This is a genomic window from Neochlamydia sp. S13, assembly GCF_000648235.2.
Taxonomy (GTDB): domain Bacteria; phylum Chlamydiota; class Chlamydiia; order Chlamydiales; family Parachlamydiaceae; genus Neochlamydia.
Genome location: NZ_AP017977.1, coordinates 2350506 through 2368569, shown reverse-complemented (window position 1 = coordinate 2368569; position 18064 = coordinate 2350506). Strand labels below are relative to the sequence as shown.

The following is an 18064-nucleotide window of genomic DNA, read 5'->3' as shown; positions in this document are numbered from 1 at the left end:
TGCGCTGTTTTATTTTTTCACTGAAAAAGTTGTATGGCCAAAAAAATATTTGCCCGTACAGGATATAGCGGGGAAGAGATGGAATCAGAAGCAGCTTTATAGGATATTGATTTAACAGCCATTAAAAGATCTAAACAAAAAGGTAGAGAATAGAAAGGACATTTGCTGGGTTACGCTTTCAAGCTACTTCTTATGTAATCCCGTACTTCATAAAATTCCTCTCATTAAGTAGAGAGGCAACTTTCAGAGGGCTAGGTATGCAGACTTAGTTTTTTTAAAGCGTAGTTTATCAAATACCGCAGATTAGATAAGGATTATGAGGCATTGCCAAACACCAGCCAAGCGTCTTTCTCCTTAGCTATGATATCACCCATGGTAAGAAGAATAGCTCAATAAATTAATTCGGAGAATCTCTCTTATTCCAGCTATAGTATTAAAAAAAGCTTCGATTTTTCTTCCCTTACTTACAAGCTGTTGGCTAAGAAATCTTTTTTTCGCCTTAGAGTAAGGTAAAAAGAAGAGAAGAAAGAGCATTTATTCAGTTTTGTTACTCTAGAACATAATCCAAGCCTTAAGTATCTTCAGGTAAGCATGCTCTCTTGAAACCTTTAATTTAGCTAGATTAAAGGCTTAGTCAGAGTCATAACAATCAGAAGAATCCTCATCACTACTACATTCATAATAACAATTCTGTAAGTCAAAGTTTATCCCATCAGATGACCCAGATTGACCACTTTTTTTATCTATTCCTTGAAATATTTTAATTGCAAATTCTTTCTTATTAGGATCCATCAAAGCATTTATATAAGCTAAAGAAAGAATTTTTAAATCTTTTATAATCTTTAAAGTTTTTACTTTCAGTTCGCCTCCTTGATCCGATAACGTTTTATTGAGAGTTTCTAATTTAGCTATAAAATTAGTAGAGGTTTTATCATCTTTATCAATTGACGAGCGTACTTTTGGGTTTTCACACAAATCTATAAAATATTTTTTCGACTTATTTACCTTTTCTTGTGAATAATCGGATAAATTAGCATAAATAGAAATATAATCGATCTCTAAATCTTCTGCATAACGTAAATATTTTCTACCTATGGCTTTCATATTATCTAAAGCATCCCTTTCTAGCTCCTGTACGTACTTCATCCATGCAGCTTGGATATCTTGTGAATTCCTTCTTTCTATGGTCGAGAAATTAAAATTTGAAATCTTCACTTTATCCTCAAATTTTTTTTCCTCTTGTTGTAGGATTAAATATAATCCCTTTTCTAACTCTTTTACTTTATCGGAAAAATCAACTTCAGCAGGGTTTGATTTTTTTTTGAGGCAACCCCTCAAGCCTATCTTTCTTTTTTCAAAAGATTCTTTTATACTTGACACATATTGAGCATACACGTCTTTTAAAAGAGTTACATTTTTTGAAAATTCATTCTCTAAAGATCTAATACAAGCTAAAAATTCAGATTCCTCTTTTACAGAAAGCTGGGATGACTTTTCAAAAACAAATTCTCGATATCTTCCAGTTGAGTGATCTTTTCCACTTGTCTCAGCATGCTGATAGCCTGGATAACGGTTGGGTCCAAACAAACGCTTTCTTATAAGGCGATAGCCTGCCGAGGTAGCACCCAAGACGATAGGGTTTTGTATTTGCCTAGATTTCCAATTTATATCTCTCCATGGATCGTCTTCTTCTTGCATTAAAGTCATATGTACTCGATCTCCCTCTAGCTGTAAATGAGTGCAAGATAAGAAAAACTTAGGAATTGCTGCTTTAAAAATATTTTGATTAACTCCTTTTCCAGTAAAGGGGCAATTCCAATGAATACGTTTAAATCTTTTTTCTTTGAAATGATTATGAAGGAATTGTCCATCAACGCCAAACAATACTGTTACGCCTCGTTCTCTTAGATGGGAGACTCTCTGCATGACTTCTTCTTTCTTTTCAGAAGGGACAGCCAGCTCTGTAGCAACAATGGAGGAAGCCAAAAGGGGGTGAGTCTCCTCATGTTTCTTGATAAAAGCTTCAGTAAAGGTAAAAGTTCCTTCTCCTATAAACAACCTCTTTTTACATGTTTTATTTTTCCATGTGGAAACTTCTTGATCTAAATGAATATCTTTTACCTCTTTATTTTTTTGACCGTATAAGGTAGCAAGGAGAATCTGTCTATAAAGCTTTTTATTTAGAGATTTTTTAAGATGAAGAAGAGAAATAAGGCTATGGGCATTGCTGCTTGGTTTTATTTTTTTAGCTTTCTCATAATAACGGCGTGCTTTATAAAAATTTGCCTGCTTAAAGGCTGCCTCTAAGCTCGCTAAATAGGTTGTATGTTTCAATTCATTGTCGGCAGGAATAGATTTATTTTTAAAGTGAGGCTGAAAAATTAGCATAGAATCTTGGCATCTAACAGCCACAGAACCATCGGATAATTCTGTTAACGAATTAATCTTAGGGTCACCTTCTAAGGTTGCTGTAAAAATGATTTTTCCCTCTCTATTTACCACATGTATTCCTGAAGGGGTAGTATATGTTCCATACATTATAGAGCCATTTGAAAGTGTTATCATAGCATTGACACCCCAAAAGCCAGCTCTATGCGCATTCGTAGGCTCTTTTTCAAGGCCCTTTCTATAATAGAATTTTATTAGTGCATTTCTTCCCACAGATGCGCCAACAGCAATTGTTTGGCCATCTAGACAAACATAAGGGCAATTACGCAAACAATCAATCCATAGCTGGTCATTTTTCCATGTTTGTTCAGCTTGAGTTTCTATATCATACCTTGTAAGCAACTCTTTATTGTCTTCCTGGAGAAGCAAAACTTTCGTCTTCGAAGCTAAGCGGATAGCAAAAATTTTCTCTTTCTTATCCCGGCTAGGTATGTCAATAAATTTTCTTTGTGTTTGATCGAATTGCTCCCAGCAAACACTACCATTGGTTTTATCTAAAATAATAAGGGAGCCATCACCCAAAGCTAGAATCTGTGTCTGCGGCGCCACTTCCTCTACTCCGCCTGTAAGAAAATTAAGCTTTTTTATCTCTGTCTCCCTTCTTTCTTTTTCCGAAATTTTTTCGTATTTTATAAGCGCCCAGGCATCATGAAAATAAAGAATTTCAGTAACAGATTGATGAACTCTCGTATCAATTATTTTTCCTGACACATGTAGCTGTCCTTTTTCATCTCCTAAGATCAGCGAGCCATCGCTTCTTTCTGCTAAAGCTGTAATGCACGCAGCATTTTTTACTCCAAAGACTTCATAAGTATCCGTTGCCCAATCCCATGTTGTAACCGTATCGCCAATCGCATAGCTGATTTTCCCGTCTGCTCGACAAATAGAGATGGCGTCAGGAGGCAATCTTAGCATCGCTTTACGTTTCCAAGTCTCAATCTTAGGAGAGGACGGCTCAAGGATTACCGCATTTTCTTCTGCTTGATATGTAGGCTGCACAAAGAAACCTTGTAATAATCGTTTTATTTTAGCAGCGGAAGATAAATAAGTTAATGCCTCGGTCCTGACTTTTGGCGATATGCTTACAGGAAAAAGACCTTCTTGTTTAGGAACTTCGGCATAAATTTTTTCGCTCCCGGCTTTTTCAAAAAAAGTGAAAGTACCTTCTAAGTTGGTATGAGTAGCTATAGGATTAAATGAAAATGCAAACATATTGCTTCCTTGGATCAAAATATAAGTTAACTTAATGTTTAAAAAATAAATGTATAGCTGAATTTTAATATCCAACACAATTGAAAATAAAAATTTACTTTCATAAGGGCTACTTTCCTTTAGCCATTCTTTTTCGTATCCCCTTCATTTAAATCAAAAAATAACCTTAAGGTAAAATAGCCTTGCTACATAACTTTCAGGAAGTTTTTTAGACATTAAACTACCAGGCTATTCTTTAAAATGACTGGTGCCAGCTAGCGTAAGTTAAAGTATTTAAGCCAAGCAAAATTTTGAAGGAAGTTAGCAAAAGCATGTGAGCCTTACTCGTTTTCAATTTAAAGATTCACCACAAACTTCTTTTAGCGCGTCTGCTTACCTCATCTGCTCGCTTCTTGCAAAAAAAGCTCAACATAGCTTCTTAAGGAGAAGCATTTCCATTTTTTGTACTATACATATCTACTCCAGTAGTCATAAACGTTTCATGTTAGCCCTATCCAATCATTTTTTATTGTAAAAAAGGAAAAGGTGCAAGAGGGAAAACTTGAGGATTCACCAGAAGCACAATAATTGATTCTAAAATCATTCCTTCCTAAAAAAACCTGAAAAGGATGTAAAGATTATCGGCATGCTGTTTTTAGAAAATTCTGCCCCTAGCATTTTTTGAATGCTTCGCTACAGGCTCACCTATGTAGGATGTTGCCTACACAACAATAATGCGACTCTAGTTCAAGGGTTTATCAAGATTAGTCAGAAGGTAAGAAGATGGCTGGCTAGATAATACAATGCAAGCCTTGCTTTAGCTTGCTGGAATGTTAAATCGACAACATTTACCAATGGTGATTTTTTTAGTAGGGAAAGATAGGGAACTAATGATTGATCATAGGTTAAAGGAAAATGAATAAGCAGAACCTATTGGTAGAGGCAAAGGGCTTGCTATGTTTTTCAAGCATCTAGCTGCCTTGGAGACCTAGCCTCGAATGGTTGAATTTTTAATTAACCAAGCTTACCATTCATCCATAAGTTAAAAATTTATTAAATTTATCCCTAATTTACGAACAATAGGATGGTAAGTTGGCCGAGCCATATTTTGGCTTCAAAGAAAAGTAAGGCAGGCCCTATTTCAAGGGAAAAGAAAAATAATAAAAAGCTTTTTCTTATATTAAGTTAATAAAATTGTGTATTGCCTCCCTTAATGAGACAGCATAGTAAGCCTAGAAATTAAAAAGAGGAAGGAAAGACAATTGGTTTGTGATAAACTCAAATTAAAGTTATAGAAGGTAAAAAAAAGGCAAGCATCTTATGGTTGAAGAAGATCGCCCAGATCCAGAAGCTTTACTTCAGTTGATTAACCGGGAAGAAGAAAAAAGTAAAGGAGGAAAACTTAAAATTTTTTTTGGGATGGCTGCTGGTGTAGGTAAAACTTATGCAATGCTAGAGGACGGTCAACAGCGTCGCTTAGAAGGAGTAGATATTGTCATAGGTGTCATTAACACCCATGGACGAAAAGAGACCGCTGCTCTTACGGATGGTTTGGAAAGTATCCCTGAAAAATCCATTAGCTATAGGGGAAACATTTTCACAGAGCTTGATATAGATACCATTATCAAACGCAAGCCTCATATCGTTCTTATAGATGAACTAGCGCATACCAATGTTCCTGGGTCGCGCCATACGAAACGATGGCAGGATGTAATAGAGATCCTTGAAGCAGGAATCGATGTTTACACCACCTTAAATGTTCAACATATTGAAAGCCGTAAGGATGTAGTGGAAGAAATTACAGGCATTGTAATCCGTGAAACTGTTCCTGATAGCCTTATAGAAAGGGCTTCTCAAATCGAGTTAGTGGATATCACTCCTACAGGGCTTTTAAGGCGCCTTAAAGAAGGGAAAGTTTATATAGGGCCTCAATCTGAAATTGCTGCAAAAAATTTTTTCCAAGTTGATCGATTAACGGCTTTAAGAGAAATAGCGCTGCGGCTAACAGCAGAAAAAGTGGATCATGATCTGCATGGATTACTGCCTAGTGCTGAAAGATCTAGCTTATGGAAACCTTCTGAACGCCTAATGGTAGCGATTAGCCCCAGCCCTCATTCTCAGCGCTTAATTCGCCTTGCACGCCGTTATGCCTTTACCCTAGACGCTCCTTGGATTGCTTTGCATGTCGATAATGGGAAGAAGCTAAGTGAAAAGGATCAGAAACAGCTAGCGAAAAATCTCTCTCTCGCTAGAGAACTCGGAGCAGAAGTTATCACGACTGCAGATACTTCTATAGGAATAGCCTTAAAAAGGATGGCCAAACAAAAAAACGTTACTCAAATTATTATTGGTCGTCCACAAAATACCTTGTTTAAAAAACTGATGGGAATGAGTAATCTTCTTGATATCCTCAATCAAGAGGCTAGCGGTATCGATGTACATGTAATCCATCATGATGCCTCTGTTCCCCTAAATGCATCTCCCTGGGCTAAAGTAGAATTTACAAGCACCTATAAAGATTATGGATGGGCCCTTTTTTTTACCCTACTTATAGCTATGCTAGGGGGAGTAGGCTCCTTATATCTAAGCTACCAAATGGTAGGATTTATTTTCTTTTTTTTCTTTTTAGGCTTTAGCCTATTCCTAGGAAAAGGTCCGCTTGTTTTATCGGCCACAATTTTTTCTTTGATTTGGTCCTTGCTTTTTTTACCTTCTTTTAATTCAGCTTATTTTGGAGAAATGGAAATAGGTTTGTTTTTATCTTTTGCAACAGCTACTTGCGTTTTAAGCATCCTTACTGACCGCATTAAAAAACGCGAGCAACTGCTTAGGCATCGAGAAGAAAAATCACAAGTACTTTATGAAATTGTAAAGGAACTAGCTACCACTTCTTTTAATAAAGAATTATTTTTATCTATCTGTGCTCGCCTAAATAATCTGCTAAACGGAAGAGCCGAAATTTTTCTGAAAAAAGTTGATGATGGTCTTATGATCCATGTCGAGACCGATTTGCTAAAAGATGAAAAAGAGAAAGCGGTGGCTACCTGGGTATTTGAAAACACAAAAATGGCAGGATGGTCTACAGATACATTATCATCCGTTAACAATCTTTACCTACCCTTAAAAGGATTTAAAGAAACAGTAGGCATTCTAGCTTTTCGACCTAACTTCCCTAAAGTGATACAACAAGAAGAAATAACTCTTCTTCAAACAATTTGCCAACAGGTAGCTCATTATGTGGAAAGAACCTTTAAAGAAGAAAAGTTACGAAAAAATGAATATCTTAAACAGATTGAAAAAATTCAACATAACATTCTAAGCTCTCTTTCTTTGGAGTTTAAGACACCCCTACATTCAATCAGGGGAGCAGCACGTGAACTAAAAAGTGCGGAACTTGCCAAGAATGCAGAGCTTCGTTCGCATAAGATTCAACAGATTGAAGAATCTTCTAATTATTTAAATCGCATGGTAGAGAATATAGTGACTATGTCTCAATTAAGCACAGGCTTTCTCAAAGTCTCCAAAAAATTACTAAGCCTCTCTGAAGTGATTGAAGCGAGCCTAGCAAGCTTACAAAAAAACCTTGAAAAACATATCATAAAAGTTGAAGTCGATAAAGATATCCCTCCTATTTATTATGATTTTTCTTTGATAGAACTTCTTCTTTGTAACTTATTAATTAATGCTGCTGCTTACTCTCTGCCAGGTAAAGAAATTTTAATTTCTTCTCATAAAATGGAAAAATTTGTTCTTCTTTCTGTCGCGGATGAAGGGCCAGGCATTCCTCTTAATTTTATTCCTCGGCTTTTTGAAAAATTTTATCGAATTCCTGGCACGCCATCTAATGGAATGGGTTTGGGGCTAGCCGTAGTAAAAACAATCGCGGATCTTCATCAAGCAAAAATTGAGGTTCATAATCGCCCTAAAAGAGGAACAGTGTTCACTCTCTATTTTCCTCTAGAGAACAAGTAAAAATTATGAAGAGATACAAATAAACATTTATACACATTACTTTTATATAAGAAATTTCTGCCAATCATCTTAGGTATCCCCCCACCCTATATGCTGTCCAAAAAACCTTGCCTATAACTCAATCTAGCAGTAGATATTTTCAGACATATTAATTAATAAGATGCACTAAGCTCATTAAGCTTTCGGTAGGCAAGCATAACTTTTTTTAGTTTAAGCTCTTTTAAATGGTAGAAATAGTTGGATTAAAAAACGTCTGGCTAAAAGAAAATTGAAGAGAGAGTTGATGAAAAAATTCATTCTTGTTGACATGGATTTGATTACTTTGATACCTTAGGGGGGTAGGGTATATCTTTATAACACAAAAAGTATTTATGAAAAATTTAAAGGGTGAACATACACAAGCCAAGCCCCCCTCTTATCATGATCAACTCTCGCATTTAAATAGAATAAGCGGGCAGTTAGAAGGGATAAAAAAGATGATTAAAGAGGAAAGGTATTGCCCGGAAATTTTAACTCAGCTTAGAGCTATCCGTTCAGCTATAAAAAGCATTGAAAGGCGGATCTTGGATAACCATCTATCCTCCTGCGTGACCGAAGCCTGCCTTTCTCAAAATCAAGAAGAGCAAAAAAAGAAAATTGAAGAGATTAGAATATTGATTAAACGATTTGATTGAATTTTAAGCATAAAGTAATTCGAGATAGCATAAGAAGGGAGGAAACATCTTCATTATCACGCGAGCCTTTCCGCAATCAAAATGAATGGGGAGCAGGGCAGTGATTGATCTGGGGGAAAATTAGAGTCTTTAGAGTCGTTAAAAATAATAATTAGAATTAATTAATAATTTAAAAAAGGAAAAAAACATGAAAATTTTACTAAGTTTCTTAGGTGCTTCTTTTTTAGCAGCTAGTTTTCTTACTGCTGCTCCAGCTATAAATAACTGCGAGTGCTCACAGTGTACTTGCACTCAAGATAAGCATTGTGGATGTTATGCTAAATCGGGATGCCACGGTTTATCCCCGACCGCTACAGGGGAAGAATCTTCTCAAGAAAAAAATTCTAGTATTGCTAATTAAAATCCTTGAGAATCTCCTTATTCCCTTTCTATATGCATTTTAGAAATGTTTAAAGAAAAAAAGACATTTCTAAAATGCTCTCTTAAAATCGTTAATGGATACAATGCTTATCCACTTAAGCCAAGCTTTCTATAATTAATAAAAGGCATCCCTTTTCTATATATCATAGAAAGTTAAGGAAATAGGAATTAAAAGGATGAGCTTCAAAAAAAGGTTTATTTGAAGAGCGGGGTTTAATGCACGTTGAGGATCCTTACGCTTGTTAGCTTTTCTAGCTCCATACAACACTTTTAGAAGGTTGATAATTTCTTAAGATGCGGTGCAGCTACCAGAAAAAGACCTGAAAAGTTTCAGAATGAGTTGCTTATAAAGAACAAAGCTAAAGAATTTTCCCTTGCAATAAATAAAAAAACAAATAAAACTGGAGTAAGTATCTAAATTTAAAGGGGCCTTAACAATCATTCGATTAAGTGGTAAGATTCTAAGATAGCTTTGCTTGAGGAAACGAGTTATTAGCCCTGTATGCCAAAAAGCGTAAGTGCATGGCTCAAAGGCTTAAATTACCTAGGTAGTTATTTTAAGGAAAATTTAAATCTAATTAATTACAAGACATCTAATTTTAAATAAACAAAATGCGAAGGGCTTATTAATGGACTTAGAGAATGAATTTTTATTAAGCTACCAGGTCTTAAAGCCTTTTAGAGAGGATTTTGGACAAAATGTACCCAGCGTTTACAAGCAGGCTAACTGGAAAGGGAGAGTTTACTGCTTTATTCAATTAATCAGTTCCCCAATCACAGCTTTATTTAAAGTAGGGAGAAAAGTTGGAGCTGTTGCAAGCTTAGTTGCCACTGTGGCTAGCTTAAGTCTCTATCTTATTACAAAATGTTTAGGGAAGATTTGGAAAAGAAAGCCTATAAAGCGACAGGATGTGTTGAATGAAGCTGCAAATATTAAAAAACTTACCTTATATGCGTTAGATCTATCATTAGCGTTAGCCTTGTCTCCTATTGGCATATTGGCCTCTAGAGTACGCTATCTTATAGGAATAATTTACCCACCTTTAGCTTTCTCTCCAAGCTTTTTGGTAATAAAAATTTGATAATTTTTTATATAAATATTAAATTTTTTGCTGGAGAAAAGCCTAAACAAAGCCACCCCTATAGAAAAAACTCTTAATAATTTTGTTTAAAAAACTTCGTTTATTCCCTCCTTTAAAAAAATTAGCCTTTGAAGGCTTCTCTTTCCTTGAAAACAGCTTTTAAGTATATGCCCGCAAGAGAGAGCTGATCAAGACGCCTATAAGAAAGCGCCCGCCCCTTTTTTTGATAAAATAAAAGCAAATTTAACTGCAGAAGAAGCATAATGCTTAGCTATCCTGAAGATTTGAACGACCAAGAATGGGAAGGAATCAAGCATATTTTTTTCTGTTTTCTATGGAAGAAGACTTTATGCCCCTTCCAAACAAGGCATATTAGTTGCTATTCTTTAGGTAAATCATCCAGGATGCTAATAAAGATAGCTTCCTCATGACTTTCCTCCCGGGAAAGGTATGTTTAATGATTTCCCTAGACGGAAGCTTACCGGGAAATTTGAAAAGATGGATACATACCCATGCAAGAAGAAAAGAATGTCAATGGAAAAAAAGAAGGGCCGCCAGCAGACTTAAGGGATAGTCAGAGCATGAAAAATGCAAGCCATGGCAGTCTAAAAGGCTAAGATGGAGGGAGGGAAAAAATTAGAGGAAGAGAAAGACAATTTTCAGTAAATATTTAAAGGTTTTTTAATAGGTTGCCATCTAACAGCAGCCAGCCTCTCTGATAAAGAAGACTTAAGAAGACTTTTTAATAGCAATCAATGCAAATGCTTAGAAAAAGTATGGGTAGATCAAGGCTATCAAGAAGAGATAAAAGCCACGGGCTAAAATTAGGGTAAGGAAGCTGAAGAAAAAAAACGCTAGGTAGGAGACAGGCTTCTCTATGAAAGCTGGAATGCCGTGTGTATTTCTTAACAGAAGGAATCTAATGTTTTTCCTCAAAGCTGGAGAATAGAGAGAACTTTAGCATGAATAAACAAAAACTAGAGGTTATCAACGGATTAAGAATAGTTACCTACACCTTCGCAAGCTGCAATTTATAACTCAATATTTAGGACTAGGTTAAGGAGAGAATAAGCCTCAGGGCAACTTCTCAGGAGATAATTTGAAATTGCGAATAAGAGGTAGAAGGCTGGCTATAATTAACTTCTAAGCATGCTATATAGCTACTTCCAAAGTATGCTTGAAGGAGAGAAAGCAATTTTTCTAATTTTTCCTTAGGACCTTGTGCTATAATTTCTACTCTTCCATCTTTAAGATTACGCACGGTGCCTGTAAGTCCCAGTTGAGAGGCATAATGAAGGGTAGTTGATCGAAAACCGACACCTTGCACGTGTCCCGAGACTAAAACATGTAATTCTAATAGCTCGTGGAAAGGATTCAATATGTTCATTTTTTATAATTTAAGAGGTTATCATAGAGGACGCTGCTGACAACCCGCCCCTTTCTGTGGGCTGAATGTCTTTAAGTTTAAATAATATCTTCATAAGATTGCCAATTTTTTTAACAAGATATCTCACCTTCTGATTGATCATTAATTTCATTTTCATTCATTTCCCCTAGAGGGAAGTTTAAAATCAAATCTTGTACCTGCTCTATTGATTCGGCTCTACTTATTTGTTCCCTAAAAGCTCGTGTTCCAGCAGATTTTTTTAGATACCAACACCCTACTCGACGCATGTCTACCACAGCACGGCGTGTCTGTTGATAATTAATCGTATAATTGAAATGCTCAAGCAAGGCCTGTCGGCAGTCTTCTAAAGTACGACTCCTAGGCTCTTCCCCTTGAAGCTTTCTAATGATATCTTCTACGATCCAAGGTTGGCCTAAAGTTCCACGGGAGACAAGGATGGCGTCGCAGCCGGTATGCTCAAACATTTTCTCTGCAGCCAAGGCATCAAATAGATCTCCATTGCCAATAATTTTGATCGATTTTGCAACCTCTTTGCATGCCTTAATCCAATCCCAATTGGCCGCTCCTCGATAACCCTGTTGGCGTGTACGGCCATGAATACATATAGCTTTTGCACCGGCTTGCTCTGCTATTTGTGTGATCAAAGGAGCATTGATAAGATTTTCATCCCATCCAGCTCGTATCTTGACAGTCACCGGAATCTTAACAGCCGCCACCATTTTTTCTAAAACCTCTCCAATCAAGGCAGGATTTTTCATCATTCCAGATCCACTTCCATCCTTAGTCACCTTATCGACAGGACAGCCACAATTTAAGTCGACAACATCAAAACCTAAATCTTCAATAATTTTTGCAGCCTGGCCGGCAATTTCTGGTTTACTTCCACAGATTTGCCCTCCAATAGGATGCATTCGGCGAGCATAATCCAAAATATGAAAGGTTCCTTGGTCAAAGCGCACCAGGGCATCCATTTTGACCATTTCACAATATATCAATCCCGGATGATAATTAGCTGACATTTGACGAAAAGGATAATCAGAGCATCCCGCCAAAGGTGCATAGAAGATATTATTAGGAAGCTGAATAGCCCCTAGCTGAAAAGGCACCTGGAGAAATGATGTTCTATTTTTCATCGAATTAAAAAAATAATTAAATCTTTAAGAAGATTTAGGCTAAAAAAAGCAAGAATGGGGCTAATATCCACCATTCCGAAAGGAGGAATAATTTTTCGAAAAAGATTAAGATAAGGATCTGTATAGAAAGCTATAAATTGCATAAATCTATATTGCATGAGTTGCGGTGCCCAAGAAGAAATAATTCTGCCAAAAAGCATCAGCATATAGATTTGAAAAAGCAGATCAACGATAGGAATAAGCCACATAAAAAATAAGGGGTAGTAAATTATTAGGACTCTAATATATAAAAAAAAGTCTTTTCTGTCTAAGAACTTTAACCTATAATAGGACCTTTATTTGGGAATATTTTAAGCTTAGGAAAAAGCGCATGTTGGATAAGCCAGAGGCTTCTATCACATTAGGCCTGGAGCTAGAAAAAACCGTTTTGAGGGGCATTCAACTAACCTACAATAAAGGAAAGCCCACTTTTAGCAAGCTTTTTGAAATAACAGGAGAGTTTGATAATGTAAATCCGCTTTACATTTATGAAGAGCACCCTGATTTGCAAAAAAGCCTTCAGAAAGATTTAGTAATCACAGCGTTAGATACCCCCGAAGTGCTTATACGCCACCTCGAAATAAAATTAAAAAAAGAAAAAGATATAGAACAAGTATTAGCTTTTCAAGCCGAACCTCTGCTACCCTATCCTTCAGATCATGCTGTCTTAGATTATCTTAAGATTGGCCATTCAGAAGAGGGGTCTTTATTAACTGTTTTAGCAGCCCGTAAAGACTACATCCAAAAACATCTACAACGCTGTTCCCCGCTTCGAATAGAACCCGAGGTTATTACCGCTTTACCCGCTGCTTTATACAATTTTGCTATAACCTGCGTGCCTTCGCCTAACCCTTATTGTATCATACATCTTGGTACTCAGCAATCTACAGCCGTACTTATACAAGATTCCAAGCTTATAGCTGCTCAGTCCATTTTAGGAGGCGTACAAACATTTAAAGAAGCCTTGATAGAAGAAGAAGATGGTTCGATTAATTTTGCTGACCCTCACGGTAACTTACTGGGCGCCAATCAAGCCGTTCCTGCTTACCAAGCTTGGGAAAGTTTGCGTCTAGAAATTAAACGTGTAGTTTTTTCTCTCTCCAAACAAGCCAGGGGACAGGAAGTTAAAGAATTATTAATTACCGGTTCCACTTCTTTAATTCCCAACTTAAGAGCCTCTTTAGCTTCAGATTTAAGAATGCAACAAATTTTTCCCCAACCCGAGATTTTCCCTCAATTAACTGTGGATAAAATGCAAGAATTTGCAGCGCCCTTAGGCATAGCTTTAGCGGGTCTTCCTCTTCTAAAAGACAAAATTAATTTTCGTAAACAGGAATTTTCCTATCCTCATCCTTGGAAAAGATTGACTAAATCTTTATATGCCTATGCAGGCTTATGTATCGCTTTAGCTTTAGCTTTATATATATTTACTCAATCTTATCTTGCTTATCATCTCGATAAGGTTAGGCAAGATTATATTGAACTCTTACAGGTTATGAATAAGCCCTACGCTAATTTTGAGAGCTCTTACGAAGGAAATAACTCTTTATTTAATGCTTCTGATAGCCAAGCTAAAGACATTCTAGAGCTCTCTGAAAAAGATCTTTTAGAACGAGTCCATTACCTTGAAAAAAACTTACAGAGTAACCCTGATATTTTTCCCCTTTTACCGATCGTTCCTAAAGTAAGCGATGTTTTAGCCTGGTTAAGCACACAAGATGTCCTTATAGGAAAATGTAAAGGGGAAAAACTTCCTTTACCACCGATTCAAATAGAGAGCTTTCATTACGCTTTAGTTAAAAGACCAGAACAACATAAGAAGCAGGAAAAATATCAGGTAAAAGTTGAAATTGAGTTTACAAGTTCGATACCCAAGCAAGCACGCGAATTCCATGATGTATTGATTGAGCCCAATTCCTTCGTAGATCCTAAAGGAGAAGTAAAATGGAATAGCAGCCATGGTCGCTATAGAACATCGTTTTACTTAAAAGATAAAACTCTTTATTCCTCTTCTTCATAAGGATAACAAAAATAATTAAAATGTTAGAAAATATTCCTCGTAAGCGACTTCTCTTTTATGGTTTGTTCATCGGATTGCTGCCCTTAATTTTTGTGGCTCTGCATTTTTATTCACAATTAGAAAAGTTGAATCACCTGAAAGAGACTATTCATTGCACCCATGACACAGCTATCATGCGTGAAAAGAAGCAAGCCACCAATATGGCTGTTATCCAGCACTTTCGTGAAGCTGATCATCATTATATTGATAAATATTTGGAAAGCTTGGTTTTCCTTGAAGCGGAAATTGAAAGTCTCCAAAAACTTGAAAACAACAAAAATTTTGCTTTCGATGATGCCTTAAAAAAAAGATTAGAATATTTAACTAATAATAATAGCTTAGCCTTTACTGAAGGGATCGTACAGTCCTATCCTCTTTTTCAAGAAACTACCGAAACACTTGTCCATCCTGTGGAAGTGGATGTGGAAGATATCCAAAAAATTTTATCTCGCATTGAAGCTATCCCTATTGGACCCTACGCTCCTCCTTCTCATCCCCCTCAACTTCTTATTTTAGATTTCAAAATTAATAGAAAAAATATTTCCGAAAATAATGAAGCTTTCAGCCTAGATTTAAAACTATTAAAAAGAGAATTTCTTTAGACTTTATGAAACAACTTAAATTCCTACCACTTCTTATCTTTCTTGTCTGTATAGCTCATGGATGTATACCTACCAGCCTCAGGGATGAACAGCCAGCTTTAATTAGCATCAACTTAATTGATCGCAATGGGCTTAATGAGACTATTACCAATAAAGAGCGCTTGAATCAATACGAAAATGTAAATTTTCTAGGAGCTCAACCTTATCAAAAAGTTTTAAGAGTCTATCAAAAAGATAGCCAAGGAAGCTCTCCAGCCTATATTACTACCTACTATGAAAATGGACAGCCTCGGCAATATTTAGAAGCTGTCAACAATCGTGCTTATGGGTTTTACCGAGAGTGGTATAAAGATGGCACTTTAAAGCTTGAAGTTACTCTTATTGGAGGGATTGCAGACTTAACATCTAGCGCTGAAAAAAGCTGGCAATTTGAAGGATGCGCACGCGCGTGGGATGAAAATGGTAACATTCAGACAGAAATAACTTATGAAAAGGGCTTGTTAGAAGGAGATTCTATTTACTATCATCCAAATGGAAGGATATGGAAACGTATTCCTTTTCACAAGAATCAAGCGAATGGCATAGCAGAATACTATCTTGATAATGGCCAACTTTTACAAACGATCATTTTTTGCAACGGAGCTCGCCATGGTGAAGCTATACGCTACTGGCCGCCAAAAAAAATTGCAGCTCAGGAACATTTTGACCAAGGACTATTGGTTACTGGCCAATATTTTGATAGAGAAGGTAGTCTTATAGCTGAAATTATCGAGGGCGAAGGATATCGAGCCATCTTTAATAAAAAAAATGTGCAAGAATTACAGCAATTTCAAGGAGGAGTTTTACAAGGTAAAGTAAAAATTTTTGATGAAAGCAATCGCCTTCAGCGCCTTTATCATATAGAAAATGGCTTAAAAAATGGGGAAGAATATGAGTATTTCCTTTTAAAAGGCTTAAAAGAGGCGCGTCCCAAATTGTTAATCAATTGGTATCAAGGTAAAATTAATGGGTATGTAAAAACCTGGTATGAAAATGGTAGCATCGAGAGTCAGCGAGAAATAGTCAATAATAAACGCAATGGGTTAGCTACAGCTTGGTATCAAGATGGAAGTTTGATGCTTATCGAAGAATATGACCGAGACCTAATTATGAAAGGTGAATATTACAAAAAAGGGGATAAAAATCCGATAAGCGAAATTTTAAATGGCCAAGGAGTAGCTACTCTTTATGATGGAGAGGGCCGTTTTATTCGAAAAATTCATTATTATAATGGGAAGCCTCAGGAATAGCTAAATTTTTCCTTGCTTTTTTCTTATTTATAAGGTATAAATTAGCTACCGTTGAAAGACGCTCTCTTCTTAAAAAAATAGCTTTTAATTAATCAGTAAAAAACTTAAAAAAAATGCTTGGGCAAATCAATTTTTTCATACCAAGCATTCATGCTTTTTCTCTTTATCTATTCGTATAAATTTATTATTCTTTCTTTGGATTTTTATTAAAATTGGAGATTATTATGGCTCAAGCTAACGATGCAGAACGTAAAAAAGCACTCGATTTGGCAGTTAGCCAAATTAAAAAGCAATTTGGCGATGGTGCCATTATGTCGCTCGGCAAACACTCTTCCGAGCGAGAAATTAGTGTAATTAAAACTGGCGCCCTTTCTTTAGATGTAGCGTTAGGCATTGGGGGAGTTCCCAGAGGACGCGTAGTGGAAATTTATGGGCCTGAATCTTCAGGTAAATCTACTTTAGCATTACATATAGTTGCTAATGCGCAACGTAATGGTGGTGTAGCGGCTTATATTGATGCAGAGCATGCTTTAGACCCTGGCTATGCGACTAAGATCGGGGTTAATATTGATAATCTATTAATTTCCCAACCTGATAGCGGAGAAGAAGCTTTAAACATTGCGGAAGCATTAGCTCGTTCGAATGCTATCGATGTAATTATCATCGACTCTGTAGCAGCCTTAGTGCCTAAATCAGAGCTTGAGGGGGAAATCGGTGATACTCACGTAGGTTTGCAAGCACGTATGATGTCCCAAGCTTTACGGAAGCTAACATCTGCTCTAGCTAAAAGCAACACTTGCGCTATTTTTATTAACCAAATTCGTGAGAAGATTGGGGTCATGTATGGCAACCCTGAGACCACCACAGGTGGAAGAGCTTTAAAATTTTATTCTTCTGTACGCTTGGATATTCGTCGTACAGCAGGAATTAAAGGAAATGAAAATGTAGAGATTGGTAATCGCGTACGAGTCAAAGTAGCAAAAAATAAAATGGCCCCTCCCTTCTTAACTGCTGAGTTTGATATTCTGTTCAACGAGGGCATTTCTCGCACCGGAACAGTTATTGACATGGCAGCTGAATACAATATTGTAGATAAAAAGGGTGCGTGGTTTAGCTACAAAGGCCAGCGTCTAGGGCAAGGTAGAGAAGCCGTTAGAGAAGAGCTTAAGAATAATACCAAGTTGCTAGAAGAACTGGAAACTTTAGTATTAGAGCATCTTAATAATAAGATTGCCGCCAAAACAAGTAAAGCCTCCGAAGCTGAAGAATCTTTAGCAGAGCTTATGGAAGTTTAATTGTAATCTTTAAGCCGCAAGGCTTATGGCCCTTTTCATTTAGGACTTTTGCCAAAGTAGGCAAAAGTCCTTTTTGCATTCCACCTTTTTTAAATAAAATCTTCCCTTCAATTTTTAATAATACGTTCTTAAGAAGCACCTTCTGCAGTCGCATGTTTTATAAGTGAAAGCTCCTTAGCTGATGGAACAGCTTTCAGAGGGTTGGATATACCGTCTTAATTTTTCAAGCGTCTATAGTTTTTTAAAGCATATAAATGTTAAGTTAAGAGAATGTATAATGCAGCCTCTGACTTTACCTATTTCGCGCTATATCCTATCGATAAATATTTACTTTGGCCTACAGATTTTACCTTGAGAAATAAAACAAAGCTTTTGATTCGTCTCCATCAATACAGGTTTCATGGCTTACCAAGGCATCCATTAACAATTCCTATTGATCCTCTAGCCTGTAG

Annotated in this window: 12 protein-coding genes; 8 read left to right on the top strand and 4 right to left on the bottom strand. The window is 36.5% G+C overall.

Going from position 1 to position 18064, the window contains the following annotated elements:
* Window positions 1–630: 630 nt before the first annotated feature.
* On the bottom strand, window positions 631–3660 hold the full coding sequence (locus TY21_RS09150) for a Rossmann-like fold-containing protein (RefSeq protein ID WP_042238497.1): 3030 nt from the start codon (window positions 3658–3660) through the stop codon (window positions 631–633).
* Window positions 3661–4959: 1299 nt separating this feature from the next.
* Here TY21_RS09150 and TY21_RS09145 point away from each other — a divergent pair.
* The 4 genes from TY21_RS09145 to TY21_RS09130 all read left to right on the top strand — a co-directional run bounded on the left by TY21_RS09145 (window position 4960) and on the right by TY21_RS09130 (window position 9787).
* The gene (locus TY21_RS09145; RefSeq protein WP_042238495.1) at window positions 4960–7611 is read left to right on the top strand and encodes an ATP-binding protein; all 2652 of its coding nucleotides are present in this window, start codon (window positions 4960–4962) and stop codon (window positions 7609–7611) included.
* 371 nt (window positions 7612–7982) lie between these two features.
* On the top strand, window positions 7983–8285 hold the full coding sequence (locus tag TY21_RS09140; protein WP_042238494.1) for a metal-sensitive transcriptional regulator: 303 nt from the start codon (window positions 7983–7985) through the stop codon (window positions 8283–8285).
* 187 nt (window positions 8286–8472) lie between these two features.
* Window positions 8473–8685, top strand: coding sequence for a hypothetical protein (locus TY21_RS09135; RefSeq protein ID WP_042238491.1), 213 nt, complete (start codon window positions 8473–8475; stop codon window positions 8683–8685).
* A 649-nt stretch (window positions 8686–9334) separates the two neighbouring features.
* On the top strand, window positions 9335–9787 hold the full coding sequence (locus tag TY21_RS09130; protein WP_042238489.1) for a hypothetical protein: 453 nt from the start codon (window positions 9335–9337) through the stop codon (window positions 9785–9787).
* A gap of 1087 nt (window positions 9788–10874) precedes the next feature.
* Here TY21_RS09130 and TY21_RS09125 read toward each other — a convergent pair.
* The 3 genes from TY21_RS09125 to TY21_RS09115 all read right to left on the bottom strand — a co-directional run bounded on the left by TY21_RS09125 (window position 10875) and on the right by TY21_RS09115 (window position 12576).
* On the bottom strand, window positions 10875–11174 hold the full coding sequence (locus tag TY21_RS09125; protein ID WP_042238487.1) for an acylphosphatase: 300 nt from the start codon (window positions 11172–11174) through the stop codon (window positions 10875–10877).
* A gap of 110 nt (window positions 11175–11284) precedes the next feature.
* Window positions 11285–12328 (bottom strand): tRNA dihydrouridine synthase DusB, encoded by a 1044-nt coding sequence (dusB, locus tag TY21_RS09120; protein WP_042238485.1) that lies wholly within the window; start codon window positions 12326–12328, stop codon window positions 11285–11287.
* On the bottom strand, window positions 12325–12576 hold the full coding sequence (locus TY21_RS09115; RefSeq protein ID WP_039386519.1) for a YggT family protein: 252 nt from the start codon (window positions 12574–12576) through the stop codon (window positions 12325–12327). Before TY21_RS09115 ends, dusB begins: the two co-directional genes overlap by 4 nt.
* Before the next feature lie 122 nt (window positions 12577–12698).
* Here TY21_RS09115 and TY21_RS09110 point away from each other — a divergent pair, with 122 nt between their 5' ends.
* From TY21_RS09110 to recA, 4 genes are all read left to right on the top strand, one after another.
* Window positions 12699–14387, top strand: coding sequence for a pilus assembly protein PilM (locus tag TY21_RS09110; protein WP_042238483.1), 1689 nt, complete (start codon window positions 12699–12701; stop codon window positions 14385–14387).
* 125 nt (window positions 14388–14512) lie between these two features.
* The gene (locus TY21_RS09105) at window positions 14513–15028 is read left to right on the top strand and encodes a hypothetical protein (RefSeq protein ID WP_232044357.1); all 516 of its coding nucleotides are present in this window, start codon (window positions 14513–14515) and stop codon (window positions 15026–15028) included.
* Between the two features lie 5 nt (window positions 15029–15033).
* Entirely contained in the window at window positions 15034–16317 is a 1284-nt protein-coding gene (locus tag TY21_RS09100) for a toxin-antitoxin system YwqK family antitoxin (RefSeq protein WP_052354271.1), read from the top strand.
* 224 nt (window positions 16318–16541) lie between these two features.
* Window positions 16542–17612: a recombinase RecA gene (gene recA / locus TY21_RS09095; protein ID WP_039386525.1), complete on the top strand. Its 1071-nt coding sequence runs from the start codon at window positions 16542–16544 to the stop codon at window positions 17610–17612.
* Window positions 17613–18064: the final 452 nt, after the last annotated feature.

Excerpts from the sequence above, each read along its gene's own strand:
- TY21_RS09150 (WP_042238497.1), bottom strand. The coding sequence starts at position 3,660 with ATGTTTGCATTTTCATTTAATCCTATAGCTACTCATACCAACTTAGAA.
- TY21_RS09145 (WP_042238495.1), top strand. The coding sequence starts at position 4,960 with ATGGTTGAAGAAGATCGCCCAGATCCAGAAGCTTTACTTCAGTTGATT.
- TY21_RS09140 (WP_042238494.1), top strand. The coding sequence starts at position 7,983 with ATGAAAAATTTAAAGGGTGAACATACACAAGCCAAGCCCCCCTCTTAT.
- TY21_RS09135 (WP_042238491.1), top strand. The coding sequence starts at position 8,473 with ATGAAAATTTTACTAAGTTTCTTAGGTGCTTCTTTTTTAGCAGCTAGT.
- TY21_RS09130 (WP_042238489.1), top strand. The coding sequence starts at position 9,335 with ATGGACTTAGAGAATGAATTTTTATTAAGCTACCAGGTCTTAAAGCCT.
- TY21_RS09125 (WP_042238487.1), bottom strand. The coding sequence starts at position 11,174 with ATGAACATATTGAATCCTTTCCACGAGCTATTAGAATTACATGTTTTA.
- dusB (WP_042238485.1), bottom strand. The coding sequence starts at position 12,328 with ATGAAAAATAGAACATCATTTCTCCAGGTGCCTTTTCAGCTAGGGGCT.
- TY21_RS09115 (WP_039386519.1), bottom strand. The coding sequence starts at position 12,576 with ATGTGGCTTATTCCTATCGTTGATCTGCTTTTTCAAATCTATATGCTG.
- TY21_RS09110 (WP_042238483.1), top strand. The coding sequence starts at position 12,699 with ATGTTGGATAAGCCAGAGGCTTCTATCACATTAGGCCTGGAGCTAGAA.
- TY21_RS09100 (WP_052354271.1), top strand. The coding sequence starts at position 15,034 with ATGAAACAACTTAAATTCCTACCACTTCTTATCTTTCTTGTCTGTATA.
- recA (WP_039386525.1), top strand. The coding sequence starts at position 16,542 with ATGGCTCAAGCTAACGATGCAGAACGTAAAAAAGCACTCGATTTGGCA.